The organism is Frankia sp. CcI49 (assembly GCF_001983215.1).
In the GTDB taxonomy this organism is placed as follows: Bacteria; Actinomycetota; Actinomycetes; order Frankiales; family Frankiaceae; genus Parafrankia; species Parafrankia irregularis.
In genome coordinates, this window is record NZ_MOWP01000008.1 from 89,297 (window position 1) to 103,848 (window position 14,552).

General features: G+C 72.0%; 10 protein-coding genes. 9 read left to right on the forward strand and 1 reads right to left on the reverse strand.

Annotated features, from left to right (window positions below; translation table 11 throughout):
- The first annotated feature begins 63 nt into the window (after positions 1-63).
- From mreC to CcI49_RS07960, 7 genes are all read left to right on the forward strand, one after another.
- On the forward strand, positions 64-1,056 hold the full coding sequence (mreC, locus tag CcI49_RS07930) for a rod shape-determining protein MreC (protein WP_054566909.1): 993 nt from the start codon (positions 64-66) through the stop codon (positions 1,054-1,056).
- A gap of 7 nt (positions 1,057-1,063) precedes the next feature.
- Positions 1,064-1,600: a rod shape-determining protein MreD gene (gene mreD / locus CcI49_RS07935; protein WP_076825580.1), complete on the forward strand. Its 537-nt coding sequence runs from the start codon at positions 1,064-1,066 to the stop codon at positions 1,598-1,600.
- The gene (gene mrdA, locus CcI49_RS07940) at positions 1,597-3,903 is read left to right on the forward strand and encodes a penicillin-binding protein 2 (protein WP_076825403.1); all 2,307 of its coding nucleotides are present in this window, start codon (positions 1,597-1,599) and stop codon (positions 3,901-3,903) included. The genes mreD and mrdA overlap by 4 nt, the downstream gene beginning before the upstream one ends.
- A 119-nt stretch (positions 3,904-4,022) precedes the next feature.
- Entirely contained in the window at positions 4,023-5,258 is a 1,236-nt protein-coding gene (gene rodA, locus CcI49_RS07945) for a rod shape-determining protein RodA (protein WP_054566911.1), read from the forward strand.
- Positions 5,259-5,357: 99 nt separating this feature from the next.
- On the forward strand, positions 5,358-7,394 hold the full coding sequence (locus CcI49_RS07950) for a TIGR03960 family B12-binding radical SAM protein (RefSeq protein WP_076825405.1): 2,037 nt from the start codon (positions 5,358-5,360) through the stop codon (positions 7,392-7,394).
- Positions 7,378-8,139, forward strand: a complete 762-nt coding sequence (locus CcI49_RS07955) for a TIGR03936 family radical SAM-associated protein (protein WP_035954098.1) — start codon at positions 7,378-7,380, stop codon at positions 8,137-8,139. Before CcI49_RS07950 ends, CcI49_RS07955 begins: the two co-directional genes overlap by 17 nt.
- Before the next feature lie 956 nt (positions 8,140-9,095).
- The gene (locus tag CcI49_RS07960; protein ID WP_083749379.1) at positions 9,096-12,353 is read left to right on the forward strand and encodes a ribonuclease E/G; all 3,258 of its coding nucleotides are present in this window, start codon (positions 9,096-9,098) and stop codon (positions 12,351-12,353) included.
- Between the two features lie 181 nt (positions 12,354-12,534).
- Here the strand turns inward: CcI49_RS07960 and CcI49_RS07965 are convergent, their stop codons facing one another.
- Positions 12,535-13,200 carry an MFS transporter gene (locus CcI49_RS07965; protein ID WP_076825410.1) on the reverse strand — a complete coding sequence of 222 codons (666 nt, stop codon included), beginning with the start codon at positions 13,198-13,200 and terminating at the stop codon, positions 12,535-12,537.
- A 610-nt stretch (positions 13,201-13,810) separates the two neighbouring features.
- Between CcI49_RS07965 and rplU the strand changes: the two genes are divergently transcribed.
- Together rplU and rpmA are read left to right on the forward strand one after the other, a co-directional pair.
- Positions 13,811-14,128: a 50S ribosomal protein L21 gene (rplU, locus tag CcI49_RS07970; protein WP_006543759.1), complete on the forward strand. Its 318-nt coding sequence runs from the start codon at positions 13,811-13,813 to the stop codon at positions 14,126-14,128.
- A 4-nt stretch (positions 14,129-14,132) separates the two neighbouring features.
- Positions 14,133-14,423, forward strand: coding sequence for a 50S ribosomal protein L27 (gene rpmA, locus CcI49_RS07975; RefSeq protein WP_054566916.1), 291 nt, complete (start codon positions 14,133-14,135; stop codon positions 14,421-14,423).
- Positions 14,424-14,552: the final 129 nt, after the last annotated feature.

A 14,552-nucleotide genomic window follows, 5' to 3' on the forward strand; every position in this document is an offset into this window, starting at 1 on the left:
TGCGGCGGCATGGGAGTGCGGTGACAGGAGTGTGGCGGTGGCAGGCGGCGATGGAGGACCGACGTGGGACGTGACACCAGGCGCTCCCGTCTCGTCATCGCCGTCCTGCTCGTCCTCGCGTTCACGCTGATCACGCTCGACTACCGGACCAGCGACTCGGCGCCCGGTGCCCGGGGGGTGCTGCATTCGATCGTGGGCGGGGTCGAGAACGCGGTGACCACGGTGACCCGGCCGGTCGGCCGAACGGTGTCGTCGCTGACCCACCCGAACCGCTACCACGATCGCGCCGACCGGCTCACCGAGGAGAACGCGCAGCTGCGTCGGCAGATCTCCGACGACGCCGAGATCGACCGGTTGGCCGGTGAGCTCTCGGATCTGCGCCTGCTCGCCGACAAGGGGCAGTACACGATCGTGCCGGCGCGGGTCATCGCGGTCGGTGACGTCACCGGGATGGACTGGACGGTGACGATCAATGCCGGCCGCCGCGACGGCCTCGCCGTGGACAAGGTGGTCGTGAACGCGGCCGGCCTGGTCGGGACGGTCACGTCGGTCACCGACAGCACCGCGGTCGTCAAGCTGATCTGCGATCCGAGTAGCCGCATCGGCGCGCGCCTGGAGCAGACCAAGCTGCTCGGCGCGGTCGCTGGTGGCCAGGGTCCGTCCACTCTGACCTTCACCCTTTATGACGCCTCTTACCAGGTGCAAAAGGGTGACCGATTGGTTACGTTTGGTAGTCTCGACTACGTGGCGGGAGTGCCGATCGGCGAGGTGACCGAGGTGGTGGATGTCGGTGGCCTCTCTCGTACCGCGGAGGTCCGCCCCTTCGTCTCGATCGGCACGCTCGACCTGGTCGGCGTGATCGTCGGTGGCCCCGCCGCCGACCCGGGTGACCGGGTGCTCCCGCCCCGCGCGGTGCCGGGCTCCGGCGCGGCCGGCTCCACCGACGGCCAGGCGCCGAGTGGGCAGGCGCCCGCCGGCCAGGCGCAGAGCGGTGGGGCGCCGGCCGGGCAGGACCCGGCCGGCGGGGGAGCTCCGGCGGCCCAGGGCGCGGGGTGACGCGGCGGTGTGGGATGGCGGGTTCTCCGAGGAACGGCTGCATCCGCGTGCCTTCGCGGCCGCGGTCGCGCTGCTGGCCGTCGCCGTCGTCCTGCAGGTGTCGGTGGTGGCCCGGCTCGGCGCCCCGCTCGGCCGCCCCGATCTGGTGATCGTGCTGCTGGCGATCATCGCGCTGATCGAGGGCCCGCTGCTCGGCGCGGTGCTCGGCTTCGTCATCGGGCTGCTGGCCGATCTGATGTCCACCCACGTGCTCGGGCAGACGGCCCTGGTGCTGTGCCTGGTCGGGTATCTCGCCGGCCTGGTGATGAACGCGGCGGAGCGTTCGATCACCGTTCCGCTCGCCACCGTGGGAGCCGCGGCGGTGTTCGGCACCCTCGGGAACGCCGCGGCGACCGCGATCCTGGGCGACGCGGCGCTCACCGGCGCCCAGGCCCTCGAACGGGCCGCCGCCGCCGGTCTCTACGCGGTGCTGGTGACCCCGTTCCTGTTCCCGATCGCCACGGCCGCCTCCCGCCGCCTGCACCGGGATCGGGGGCGGCTGTGAACGACCGGATGCGGATCCGGCTGCTCATCCTGCGAGTGCTCGTTCTCTCCCTGCTGGTGACGCTGGGCGCCCGGCTGTGGGTGCTGCAGATCCTCGACGGTGAGCGGTACCGCAGGGTCGCCGAGACGAACCGGGTCCGGGAGGTCGTCACCCCGGCGACCAGGGGAATGATCGTGGATGACCAGGGGCAGCCGCTGGTCCGAAACCGCACGTCCCTGGTCATCTCGGTGAACCGGTCGACCATCGACCGGCAGTCCGACAAGGGCCGGGCCGTCCTGGACCGGCTCGCCACCGTGATCGGCATGCCGCGGGCCGACATCGAGCAGCGCATCCGATTCTGCTCGGCCACGGTGAAGGCGCCGTGCTGGAACGGCTCCCCCTACCAGCCGGTTCCGGTGGCGAAGGACGTCTCCTCGGCGCAGGCGCTCGCGGTGATCGAGCATCCGGACCGCTTCCCCGGGGTTTCRGCGGATCTGCAGGCCGTCCGCGAGTACCCGAACGGTTCGCTCGCGGCCCACGAACTGGGCTACCTCGCGCCCGTCTCCCAGGACCAGCTCGACGCCCAGGGCGGTGAGAAGGGCTACCACCTCAACAGCCTGATCGGTGTCTCCGGGCTGGAGTACACCTACGACGACGCGCTGCGCGGGGCGGACGGCGTCGAGCGCCTGGAGGTGGACCGGTTCGGGCGGGTCGCCGGCACCGCCTCCACGACGGACCCGGTCAGTGGCGACCACCTGGTGCTCAACCTGGACCTCGACGTGCAGCGGGCCGCCGAGCAGGCGCTCGGGAAGACGCTGGAGTCGCTCGGCGGTGGCGCCAGGGCGGCGTCGGCCGTCGTCCTGAACGTGCGTACCGGCGGCGTGGTCGCGCTCGCCAGCCTGCCGACCTACAACCCGTCGGTGTTCGTCGGCGGCATCTCCCAGAAGGACTACTCCGCGCTGTCCGACCCGGCGAACGGCACGCCGCTGCTGTCGCGTGCCTACCAGGGCTCGGCCGCGGCGGGCTCGACGTTCAAGGTCGTCTCCACCGCGGTCGCGATGCAGCAGATGGGCGCCAAGGGCGACGAGAAGTTCGACTGCGCGCCGACGCTGCAGGTCGGTGACCAGATCTTCCACAACTTCGACGGGTCGTCGGCCGGCCCGATCACGCTGCACCAGTCGCTGGTCATCTCCTGCGACGTCATCTTCGACAAGTTCGCCTACGACGCCTGGGTCGCCGACGGCGGTCTGCGCAACGGCCGCGGCCCGTACCCGGAACCGAAGGAGTACTTCGTCCACATGGCCGAGGCCATGGGGTTCGGCAGCCGCACCGGGATCGACCTGCCCGGGGAGACCTCGGGCGCCGTCGTCGACCGGGCGGACGCGAAGAAGATCTGGGAGGAGCTGAAGGACTCGTACTGCCGGCGGGCGCAGAACGGCTATCCGGAGGAACCGGACCCGGTCAAGGCGGAGCGGTACCGCAAGTACGCGGCCGAGGCCTGCGTCGACGGCTACCTCTACAACGCCGGTGCRGCCGTGCAGTTCTCCATCGGCCAGGGCCAGTACCTCTCCGTCAGCCCTTTGCAGCTCGCCACCGCCTACGCGGCCATCGCCAACGGTGGCACGCTCTACCAGCCCACGCTCGCGAAGGCGACCATCTCCCCGGACGGCAAGCGGACGAAGCTCGTCGAGCCCATCGTCACCGGCCATCTGCCCGTCTCGCCGGAGATCCTCGCCTATATCCGGGGCGGCCTGCAGGGTGTGACCACCGAGGCCGGTGGCACCGCGGCGGGTGTGTTCGCGGACTGGCCCAGCGATCTCGTACCGGTCGGAGGCAAGACCGGTACCGCCGAGGTCGAGGGCAAGGGCGACACCTCCTGGTTCGCCTCGTTCGCCCCGGCGAACGATCCCCAGTTCGTGGTCGTGGTGAGCATTCCGGAATCCGGGACCGGTGCGGAGTACGCGGCGCCCGTCGCCAAGGAGATCTACAAGGCGCTCTACGGCGTCGGCCAGCCAGCGGCACTGCCCGGCGGCGTGCCGCCCGCCGACCTGCCTGAGCTGGGCCGGGACGGAAGCTTCGGCGGTGGTGCGGGCGCGACCGCCGGCCCGGCCCCGTCGGCGCAGGGCGCAGCTGGGCAGGGCACGGTGGTTCAGGGTGCGGTGGTCCAGGGTGCGGTGGCACCGGGCGTGGCGGGCCCCGAGGCGGCCGCGGCCGGCGCGGTGCTGCCCGCGCTGTGGCCTGCCTCGGGGCCGGCCGCCCACAGCGGAACCGGGCCGGCCGCAGCGACGTCCGCCGCGGGCGGCGCGGGCCGTTCCCCGCCGTGACCGTGGGCGCTCGCGCGCCAGCCGCCTGTGCGTGCGTGCACGCACGCACGCACGCACGCCGATCATCGCCACCAGCACGAACAACCCGCCGACGTCGACTGCCACACAGGGGAGGGGCGATGACGCAGGACCCCGGCCCCACCGCGCTGCGGTCGTCCCCGGTCCTCGTCCGGGGGCGGATCGGGCAGCTGCGGGATCGGGCCTCCGGGCGGCACTCGCCATTGCGGCGCCTCGACTGGCCGCTCCAGATCAGCGTGGTCGCGCTCGCCCTGATCGGTGCCCTGCTGGTCTGGTCGGCAACCCGGCAGCGGATGGAGGAAGCGGGCAGCGACCCGCAGACCTTCCTCAAACGCCACCTGCTGAACCTCGCGATCGGTCTGGTGCTCGGCGCCGCCGCGACCGTGGTCGACTACCGGATCCTGCGGGCGTACGCGCCGTTCGTCTACCTGGGCTCGCTCGTCGGGCTGGTGGCCGTGCTGCTCGTCGGCACCACGGTGAACGGCGCGCACTCGTGGATCGTGCTGCCAGCCGGGTTCCAGCTGCAGCCGTCGGAGTTCGCGAAGGTCGCGCTCGTCGTCGGCGTGGCCATGATCCTCGGCGAGAAGCACGAGGACCGGCACACCGGCATCCGCCGCGGCGAGCCGGGGCATGGTGACGTCCTGCTCGTGCTGGGCCTCGCCGTCATCCCGATGGGGCTGATCATGCTTCAGCCGGACTTCGGGACGGTCATGGTGCTGGTGTTCGTGACTCTCGGGATGCTGGCGGTGAGCGGCGCCCCGCGGCGCTGGGTTCTCGGGCTGGTCCTGTGCGGGGTGCTGTTCGGCGGCGCGATCCTGCAGTTCCACCTGCTCAAGCCCTACCAGGAGGCTCGGCTCACCTCGTTCGTCTCGGAGAACAAGGCGACGTCGTCCAGCGGCTACAACGTCGACCAGGCGATGACCGCGATCGCCAACGGGGGCGTCACTGGCCGCGGGCTGTTCGAGGGCCAGCAGACCCAGGGCCAGTTCGTGCCCGAGCAGCAGACCGACTTCGTCTTCAGCGTGGCGGGGGAGGAGCTCGGGTACCTCGGCGCCGGCGGGGTGATCGTGCTGCTGGGCGTGGTGCTCTGGCGAGCGCTCACGATCGGGTTCCAGTCCCAGGACTCGTTCGGAGCGCTGATCGCCACCGGTGTGGTCTGTTGGTTCACCTTCCAGATCTTCGTCAATATCGGTATGTGTCTGGGCGTGATGCCGGTGACCGGGCTACCGCTGACGTTCCTGTCCTACGGTGGCTCGTCGATGTTCGCGAACATGGTCGCGGTTGGTTTGCTGCAGAATGTCCGTCTACGTTCCAGGTCGGACCCGTACGCGCTCTGAGGGCGTCCCGGGTCATCTCCCGGGCAGGCCTGCGGGTCGCGACAAGGTGCGTCGCCGGGGCCCGGCCGAGCCTCGGCGTGGTGCCGTAGGCTCGCGGACATGCCCGGACAGTCGCTGTTCCCTCTCTTGGAGCCACTGCTCCCACGGGTCCGGAAGCCGGTCCAGTACGTGGGTGGTGAGGGGAACTCGGTCGTCAAACCTTGGGACGACACCACCGTCCGCTGGTGCCTGATGTACCCGGACGCCTACGAGGTCGGCATTCCGAACCAGGGTGTGCAGATCCTCTACGAGATCCTGAACGAGCAGCCGGACGTCCTGGCCGAGCGCACGTACTCGGTCTGGCCGGACCTTGAGGCGCTCATGCGTGAGCATGGCATCGCGCAGTTCACGGTGGACGCGCACCGCCCCGTCGGTGACTTCGACCTGTTCGGGGTCAGCTTCTCCACCGAGCTCGGCTACACGAACCTGCTCACGGCGCTCGACCTGGCCGGGATCCCGCTGCATGCCGCCGACCGGGGCGACACCTCGCCGGTGGTCGTGGCCGGTGGCCACGCGGCGTTCAACCCCGAGACGATCGCGGACTTCGTCGACGCCGTGGTGCTCGGCGACGGTGAGCAGGCCGTCCTGCGGATCACCGACGTCACCCGGGCGTGGAAGGCCGAGGGCTCGCCCGGCGGGCGCGGTGAGCTGCTGCTCAGGCTGGCCCGCCTCGGCCTGGTCTACGTGCCGGCCTTCTTCGACGTGACCTATCGGCCGGACGGCCGGATCTCCGCCGTGACGCCCACCCGGGACGACATCCCGGCCCGCCCGTCCAAGCACACGCTGACGGATCTCGACTCCTGGCCGTATCCGAAGGCCCCGCTGGTCCCGCTCGCGGAGTCCGTGCACGAGCGGATGAGCGTGGAGATCTTCCGCGGTTGCACCCGTGGATGTCGCTTCTGCCAGGCGGGCATGATCACCCGGCCGGTTCGGGAGCGCAACATCGCGACGGTCGGGGCGATGGTCGACGCGGGGCTCGCGGCCTCGGGCTTCTCCGAGGTCGGCCTGCTGTCACTGTCCAGCGCGGACCACAGCGAGATAGGCGAGATCGCCAAGGCGCTGGCCGACCGTTACGAGGGCACGAACACGTCGCTGAGCCTGCCCTCGACCCGGGTGGACGCCTTCAACGTGACACTGGCCAACGAGTTCTCCCGCAACGGTCGGCGCAGCGGCCTCACCTTCGCCCCCGAGGGCGGCTCGGAGCGCCTGCGCAAGGTCATCAACAAGATGGTCAGCGCCGAGGACCTCATCCGCACCGTGAGCACGGCCTACGCGCACGGCTGGCGCCAGGTGAAGCTGTACTTCATGTGTGGTCTGCCCACCGAGACCGACGAGGACGTGCTGGAGATCGCGGACCTCGCTCGTGAGGTCATCCGGGCGGGCCGGAAGGCCAGCGGTCACCGGGACATCCGCTGCACCGTGTCGATCGGGGGATTCGTCCCCAAATCGCATACTCCGTTCCAGTGGGCCGGTCAGGCCTCGTACGAGGTGACCGACCACCGCCTCAAGCTGCTGCGGGACACCGTGCGTGCCGATCGTGAGGTCGGGCGGGCGATCGGGTTCCGGTACCACGACGGGCGTCCGGGCATCATCGAGGGCCTGCTGGCCCGCGGTGACCGCCGGGTCGGTCGGGTGATCGAGCGGGTGTGGCGCGAGGGGGGCCGCTTCGACGGCTGGAGCGAGTACTTCTCGTTCGCGCGCTGGGAGGCCGCGTGCGAGGCGGAGCTGGGCCCGCTGGGCGTCTCGCTGGACTGGTTCACCACCCGGGAGCGCGACGAGCGCGAGGTCCTGCCGTGGGACCACCTCGACTCCGGCCTCGACCGGGACTGGTTGTGGGCCGACTGGCAGGACGCGCAGCGCGAGGCGGAGCTCGACGACTGCCGGTGGACTCCCTGCTACGACTGCGGTGTCTGCCCGACGATGGGCACCGCGAACGAGATCGGCCCCACCGGGCGCACGTTGCTCCCGGTGGTCTCGGTGGCGAGCACCCCTGCCCCGGCGGCCTCCACAACAGCCTCGGCTGTCTCACGTTCGGACGCTTCCTCTTCGGTTGCCTCCCCCTCGAGCATGGTGCCGGCCCGTGCCTCGTCAACCTGAGGGCCCACCGCCGCCCCCGGTCGTGGCACGCATCCGGGTGCGCTTCGCCAAGCGGGGAAGGCTGCGCTTCCTCTCCCATCGCGACATCGCCCGGGCCTTCGAGCGTGGCCTGCGCAGGGCGCGGCTGCCGGTCGCGCTCTCCGCCGGCTTCAGCCCCCATCCCCGGCTCTCCTGGGTTGGTGCCGCGCCCACCGGTGCGGCCAGCGAGGCGGAGTACGTCGAGATCGCCTTCTCCGCGCCGGTCACTCCGAGGTGGGTGCACGAGGCGCTGGACGCGGCACTTCCGCCCGGTCTCGATGTGGTCTGTTGCGTCGAGGCGCAGGGGCGGGCGCTTCCCGACCGCGTCGACGCCTCACGCTGGCAGCTTCGGCTACCCGGCGTGGCTCCGGCGGAGCTGGGCGTGGCCGTTCCTGCGCTCCTGGCGCGGGAATCGCTGGTCGTCGAGCGGGTGACCAAGGACGGCAAGCGTGAAGTTGATGTGCGCGGGGCCGTGGTCTGGGCCGTTTGCCGTGCAGAGAACGACACCTGTGCGATACTGGACGTGGTCGTACGGCACACGACGCCCGCCGTTCGACCCGACGATGTGCTGACCGCCCTTTCCGCGGTCGCTGTTCTCAGCGTTCCGGTGCCACCCGAGCCGACACGGCTCGAACAGGGCCGATTGCGCGAGGATGGAACGCTGGCGGACCCGCTGGCGCCGGACCGCGATGAGGCTGCCCGGCCGGCAGGTCGACTCGAAGCGTGATGAGGGTGTCGCAGGATTGCCGGCGGTGCGAACCGCCGGACCGAGACAGCGGCTTCTGCGCGGTCGCGACTGCTGACGCAGCGCGCCCGGGAGCCCGAAAGGCTTTATAACCCGTGCCCGCCGAAGACCAGACCACCGAAGAGCAGACCGCGTCCGAGTCCGCAGCCGTGCGGCCGACACGTCGGCGACGTGCCGCCGGCCGGCCCGCTGGGCCGCCACCGGAAGCGGCCGTGCCCGTACCCGCAGCCGAGCCGGAGACAGTCCCGGCCGGCTCCGGGGAGTCCAGCGCAGCGGCGCCTGCCGGCCAGGCCGCTGCGGCCATCTCGCCGTCCGAGCCCGCGGTGTCGGTTCCGGCCGACGATGCCGCGGTGACGCCGACGGCACCATCCCAGCCAGCCGACGACACCGCAGGCCCGACGCCGGAGGCGGCGCCAGCCAAGCCGGCGCGACGCGCGGCCACCCGGCCACGGCGGGCGTCCCGCGCGGTCAGCGAGGCCGTGGTGGGTTCCGCCGACCCGGCCGCCGCAGCCGACCAGGCCGCCGGACCCGCCCCGGCTTCCGACCCGGCCGCCACGTCCGCCTCCTCCACCGCCGCCATCGATGCCGGTCCGACCGCTGGTATCGGAGCGGGTCCGACCGCTGATGCCGTACCGGTCGCCGTGGCCGAGAAGCCGACCCGGACCCGCCGTCGAGCAGCCCGGTCATCGGGCACTGCCGAAGCGGGCACGAGCAAGCCGCCCGCGGGCAGCGACGGCGGCGAGACCACCGACGCCGCGGCGGCTGCTGCGTCCGAGTCGTCCGCGGTTCCCGAGGCATCCGCGGCTTCCGAGACGTCTGCTGACACTGCGTCTGCTGACGCTGCGTCTGCTGACACTACGGAGCGCGGTGAGGTCGCCCCCGCCGTGACCAAGCCCCGGCGTTCCCGTGCTCGTCGCACTGCCACGAAGGTCGAGCCGGTGGAACCGGCCCAGCCGTCCGAGCCGGGCGCCGGCGGTCCGTCGGCGACATCGGGCGGAGGGTCCGACGTGGTGGCGGCGTCGGATGCCGAGGCATCCGCGGTCGCCGAGCCGGCCGCACCGGTCGGAGCTGCCGACACAGCCGGTACCGAAGCGCCCGTCAGTACCGATCCGACTGTCAGCACCGGCGCACCGATCAGCGCCGAGGCGCCCGCGGGCGAGAGCGGCCCGGCCGACGAGTCCATGGCGCCGGCCGCGGCCGACGCCGTGACCGCTTCGGTGGTCCAGCCTGGGCCGGCCGCGAAGGCGGGGTCCGGCGAGGCCGGGCCCGACGAGGTCAGCGCCGGTGGCGACACGACCGCTCCTCCGGCCACCGCGAGTCCGGCCGCTCCGGCCGCGGACGCGTTCGCGGCCGCTGGTCCGCAGCCGGCCACGGCAGGGGAGACGGCCCAGCGTCCGGCGCGTCGGCGTTCGCGGCCGGTCACCCCGACCTGGACCAGCGGCGCCGAGGTCGAGATCCCCGCCGCGGCAGCCAAGACACCGGCCCGCCGACCGGTTGCCATGATCATGTTCCAGCAGCCCGAGGTGGCCGCGCTCGACGAGTGGACGCGCCGCCGAGGCCGCAGTGAGCCCACGAGCGACGAGGCACCCGCAACCGGCCCGGGCCGGGCTGGCGACGGTGGCGCGATCGCGGCGCAGGACGATTCCGCGCCCGACGATGTGGCCGCCGAGGAGGCCACCGACCTCGATGAGCTCACCGCCACCGACGCGGCTCCGGAGGACGAGCCGGACGCGTTCGAGCACGATGCCTTCGTGTCCGCCGACACGGACCTGGAGTCGGACGCCGACGAGACCGGTCTCGGTGGAACCCGTCGCCGCCGCCGTGGCCGCCGCGGTCGCGGTCGGGCCCGAGGCGAGGACGAGTTCGGCGAGACCTCCGAGGACGACGGCGGCGAACCGGACGAACAGGACCGGGAGCACGCGGAGGCGGAGGAGCGCGAGGTCACGCCTGGCCGTCGCCGCTCCCGGCGCACCGGGACGCGCGGGTCGTACGACGGCTCGGGCGCCGCGGACGCGGAGGCGGAGCACGGCGCCGACGAGGACGCGGACGAGGACGCCGCGTACACCGTCGAGGACGGCGCGGATGACTCCGCCGACGACGGCTCCGACGACGACGGGTCCGACGACGAGCAGGCCGGCGGCTCCCGCCGGCGGCGCCGTCGTCGGCGGCGGTCCGGGGTCGGTGAGGCCGCGCCGATGGCGGACGACCCGCCGAACACCGTGGTCCATGTCCGTGAGACCCGTAAGGACGACGACCTCGTCCGCGGGGTGAGCGGTTCGACCCGGCTGGAGGCGAAGCGTCAGCGCAGGCGGGAAGGCCGGGACAGCGGCCGTCGCCGGGCGCCCATCGTCACCGAGGCGGAGTTCCTCGCTCGGCGCGAGTCGGTCGAGCGGCGGATGGTCGTCCGGCACCACGGCGACCGCACGCAGATCGCGGTGCTCGAGGACGGCGTCCTGGTCGAGCACTTCGTGACGCGGGCGAGCTCGACCTCTTACGCGGGCAACGTCTACCTGGGCCGGGTCCAGAACGTGCTGGCCAGCATGGAGGCGGCCTTCGTCGACATCGGCAAGGGCCGCAACGCCGTCCTGTACGCCGGTGAGGTCAACTACGACGCCTCCGGCCTCGACGGGCGTCCGCGCAAGATCGAGCAGGTGCTGAAGTCCGGCCAGTCGGTCCTGGTCCAGGTTTCGAAGGACCCGATCGGGCACAAGGGCGCCCGGCTGACGAGCCAGGTCAGCCTGCCCGGCCGTTACCTGGTGTACGTGCCGGACGGGCAGAACGCGGGTATCAGCCGCAAGCTGCCGGACACCGAGCGGGCCAGGCTCAAGAGCATCCTCAAGAAGATCACCCCGGAGAACGGTGGAGTGATCGTCCGCACCGCGGCGGAGGGCGCGAGCGAGGCCGAGCTGGAGCGCGATGTCGAGCGGCTGGTCGCGCAGTGGGAGGACATCCAGCGCAAGGCGCAGAAGGCGAGCGCGCCATCGCTGCTCTACGGGGAGCCCGACCTCGTGGTCCGGGTCATCCGGGACGTCTTCAACGAGGACTTCACCGAGCTGATCGTCCAGGGTTCGACCGAGGCGGCGACGGTCGAGGAGTACGTCGACACGGTCGCTCCCGACCTGCGGGACCGGGTCCGCCGCTATGTCGGCACCGGCGACGTCTTCGCCGAGTACCGGGTGGACGAGCAGCTCGCGAAGGCGCTGGACCGCAAGGTCTGGCTGCCCTCAGGTGGCTCACTGGTGATCGACCGCACCGAGGCGATGACCGTCATCGACGTCAACACCGGGAAGTTCACCGGCAAGGGTGGGAACCTCGAGGAGACGGTCACCAAGAACAACCTGGAAGCCGCGGAGGAGATCGTCCGGCAGCTGCGGCTGCGCGACATCGGCGGCATCATCGTCATCGACTTCATCGACATGGTGCTGGAGAGCAACCGCGAACTGGTGCTGCGGCGGCTCACCGAGTGCCTGGGCCGGGACCGGACCCGCCACCAGGTCGCCGAGGTGACCAGCCTTGGTCTGGTGCAGATGACGCGCAAGCGGGTGGGGCAGGGCCTGCTGGAGGCATACAGCGAGCCCTGCGCGCACTGCAGTGGGCGCGGCGTGACGATTCACCTCGACGGCGCCCACGCGCACGCGGGACCCCAGCAGGTGCCCGCACCGCCCGCGCAGGCGAGCGCTCCGGCCGGGCGTCGGGGCAGGCAGGCGGCGAAGAGCGGCGGCCCGGCCATGGTCGCGGCCGCGGCCGGCACCGCCGCGGTGCCGGCATCGCCTGACGGTCACGTGGAGACGGCGACGCCGTCCGCGGTCCCGGCGGCGCAGCCGGCGTCACCCGACGGCGCGCACGGTGCCGGTGCCGGTGGCGCGCACGGTGCCGGTGCCGGTGGCGCCGACCAGGGCTCCGTGCCGGGGCACGAGGCTGTGCGGCCGGAAGCGGCGCCGACGGCCGAGGGCCTCGACGAGCTGGCGGCGGTCGGCGCGGCGAGCGGACCGGTGGTACTCACCGGATCCGGCGAGCGGGAGAGCACAGTCTTCGCCAACACCGACGATCCGGACAGCGTTCTGCACGCGGCGGCCAACGGGACGAGCGCCTCGCAGGGCGCGGAGAAGCCGGCACGCACCAGGCGGCGCCGGGCCTCCCGGCCGGTGTCGAAGCCGGCCGAATCCCTCCAGCCGTCCGAGGCGGCCGGAAGCTGACCAGAGCGGCTGGGCGTGTTCCCGCGTGTCCGCGCGGAACACGCCCAGCCGCTTCTTTTTTCCTCGCAGGGCTTCCATGCCCTGGTGCATCGCGGGCCTTCGGGGGCACGGTCACCGAGGCGAGCGGCCACGATCTCGGCTGGCTTGGCGAATCTCGGCTGGCCGGCGGCCCGCCGCGGACTCAGGACAGCGGCGACAGGTCCCGACCGACGGTCGTGGGAGCGACGGCCGCGGGCGTGGCCCGGACGAAGCCGTGGCAGCCGCGCTGGCGCACCAGTTCGTCCAGGGTCGCGCGGGACCGTCGTAGCGCGCCGTCCAGCGCCTGACGCGCTCGGGGCTCGTCACCCATCTGCAGCGCGTAGGAGGCGACCACCAGGGTCTGCACCAGATCGTCCTGAGCCGAGAGCGGATCGAGCGGGCGCCCCTCATCGGCCGAAGTCCCCGAGGCCGAGACAGCAGGGTCAGCCGAGGCAGCTGGGTCAGCCGGGATCGCTGGTGCGGTCGCGGCCGGCTCGGGGCCGGCGGTGACGGGCCTGGGGGTGACGGGCCTGGTCAGGCCGCGCCCGTGCAGCGCGAGCCAGCCGGCCGCCGTGGCTGTCAGCAGCGCCCATACCGCCCTGGCCCAGGCGGGGGGATCGATCAGGTCGTTGAAGACCAGCTCCGCCGTGACCAGCGCGACCACGATGGACAGCACGCCGATGGCCGCGGCAGGCGTGCCGGCCGCGGCAGCGCCGCTGGTTGCCTCGGCGCGGCGGCCGGAAGCCGCTGTGAGCAGGAAGCCGCAGACGGCCAGGAGCGCCGTGACGGTGGCCACGCTCGCCGCCCACGTCACGTGCTGCCAGGTCAACGTCTTCTTCCTTCTGGTTGGCCGTGGGTTCGCACGGCGGCTGTGGACCGCGCCGCGGCGGAAGTGCCCGCTGCGGGGGACCCCACATGTTCGCCGTGCCCACGGCGCGCGGCCATGGCCCGTCCGAGTCATGGCCGGGATGGCCTCTTCGGTGGCTGTCTATCGCCCATGCCCAGCTCTGCCTGTGTCTTCCCGTGTCCTCCTGTCGTTCGCTGGTTGACATTCGGCGGCCGGGTGGGGGTCCTGTCCGGGGGTCCTGTCCAGGGGTCGGTCGGGTGAAATCGGGCCCTCGGGTGCGGGCCTTTCTCACCCCCGCGCGGATGACCTGTAAGGTGGACGGACACGGGACAGGCGCGTGCTCGCGATGTCGCCCCTTGTCGGGCTCCCAAGCTTGTCGGGCTGCAAGGCCCTGTCAGGTTCGGAGCCCTGTCGGGTTCGATGTCGCGCGGCCAGCATGGTCCCCGGCTCCGGGATGTTCTGGGCACTTCGAGTGCTCCAGAGGCCCGGCAGGCCGGGTGGCATGGTGGTCTGACGCGAGCGCCGGGCACCGTGAGCAGACGTGGCGGACCGCCATAGCGGTCCATGCGGGATCCAACAGCAGGGAGATCTGGTGTACGCGGTCGTTGCCAGCGGCGGCAAGCAGCACAGGGTCGCCGTCGGCGATGTCGTCGACGTCGAGCTCCTCTCCGGTGAGCCAGGCGCGGCCGTGAAGCTTCCGGCGGTGCTCCTGGTCGACGGTGAGTCGGTCACCCACGACGCTGACGCGCTTGCGTCCGTCGCGGTCACGGCCGAGGTCGTCGAAGTCGTCAAGGGTCCGAAGATTCGGATCCACAAGTTCAAGAACAAGACCGGTTACCACAAGCGCCAGGGCCATCGCCAGAAGTACACGCGCCTGAAGGTGACCGGGATCGAGACGGGGAAGGCCTGACGAGATGGCGCATAAGAAGGGCGCGAGCTCCTCGCGCAACGGCCGTGACTCGAACGCGCAGCGGCTGGGCGTCAAGCGTTTCGGTGGGCAGCTCGTCAAGGCCGGTGAGATCATCATCCGCCAGCGGGGCACCCACTTCCACCCCGGTGACCTGGTCGGTCGCGGCAAGGACGACACGCTGTTCGCCCTCGCTCCCGGCTATGTCGAGTTCGGCCGCAAGCGTGGCCGGCGGGTCATCAGCATCGTCGCGGTCCAGGGCGAGCAGAGCGAGCAGAAGGTCGCGGTCAGCGCCTGACCTGACGGCACGGCCGCAGTAGTTGTCTGAGATGTAGTTGTTCACAGGGCGCCGCGCGTACCACCGCCGAACCGGAGGTGGTACGCGCGGCGTTCTCGTGTGGTCCCGCGGCCGGGCGGGGAGCAGGGA

What these genes read in the sequence shown, in the direction of transcription:
- rodA (WP_054566911.1), top strand. Translation starts at nt 4,023, where the DNA reads ATGACGCAGGACCCCGGCCCCACCGCGCTGCGGTCGTCCCCGGTCCTC.
- CcI49_RS07950 (WP_076825405.1), top strand. Translation starts at nt 5,358, where the DNA reads ATGCCCGGACAGTCGCTGTTCCCTCTCTTGGAGCCACTGCTCCCACGG.
- rpmA (WP_054566916.1), top strand. Translation starts at nt 14,133, where the DNA reads ATGGCGCATAAGAAGGGCGCGAGCTCCTCGCGCAACGGCCGTGACTCG.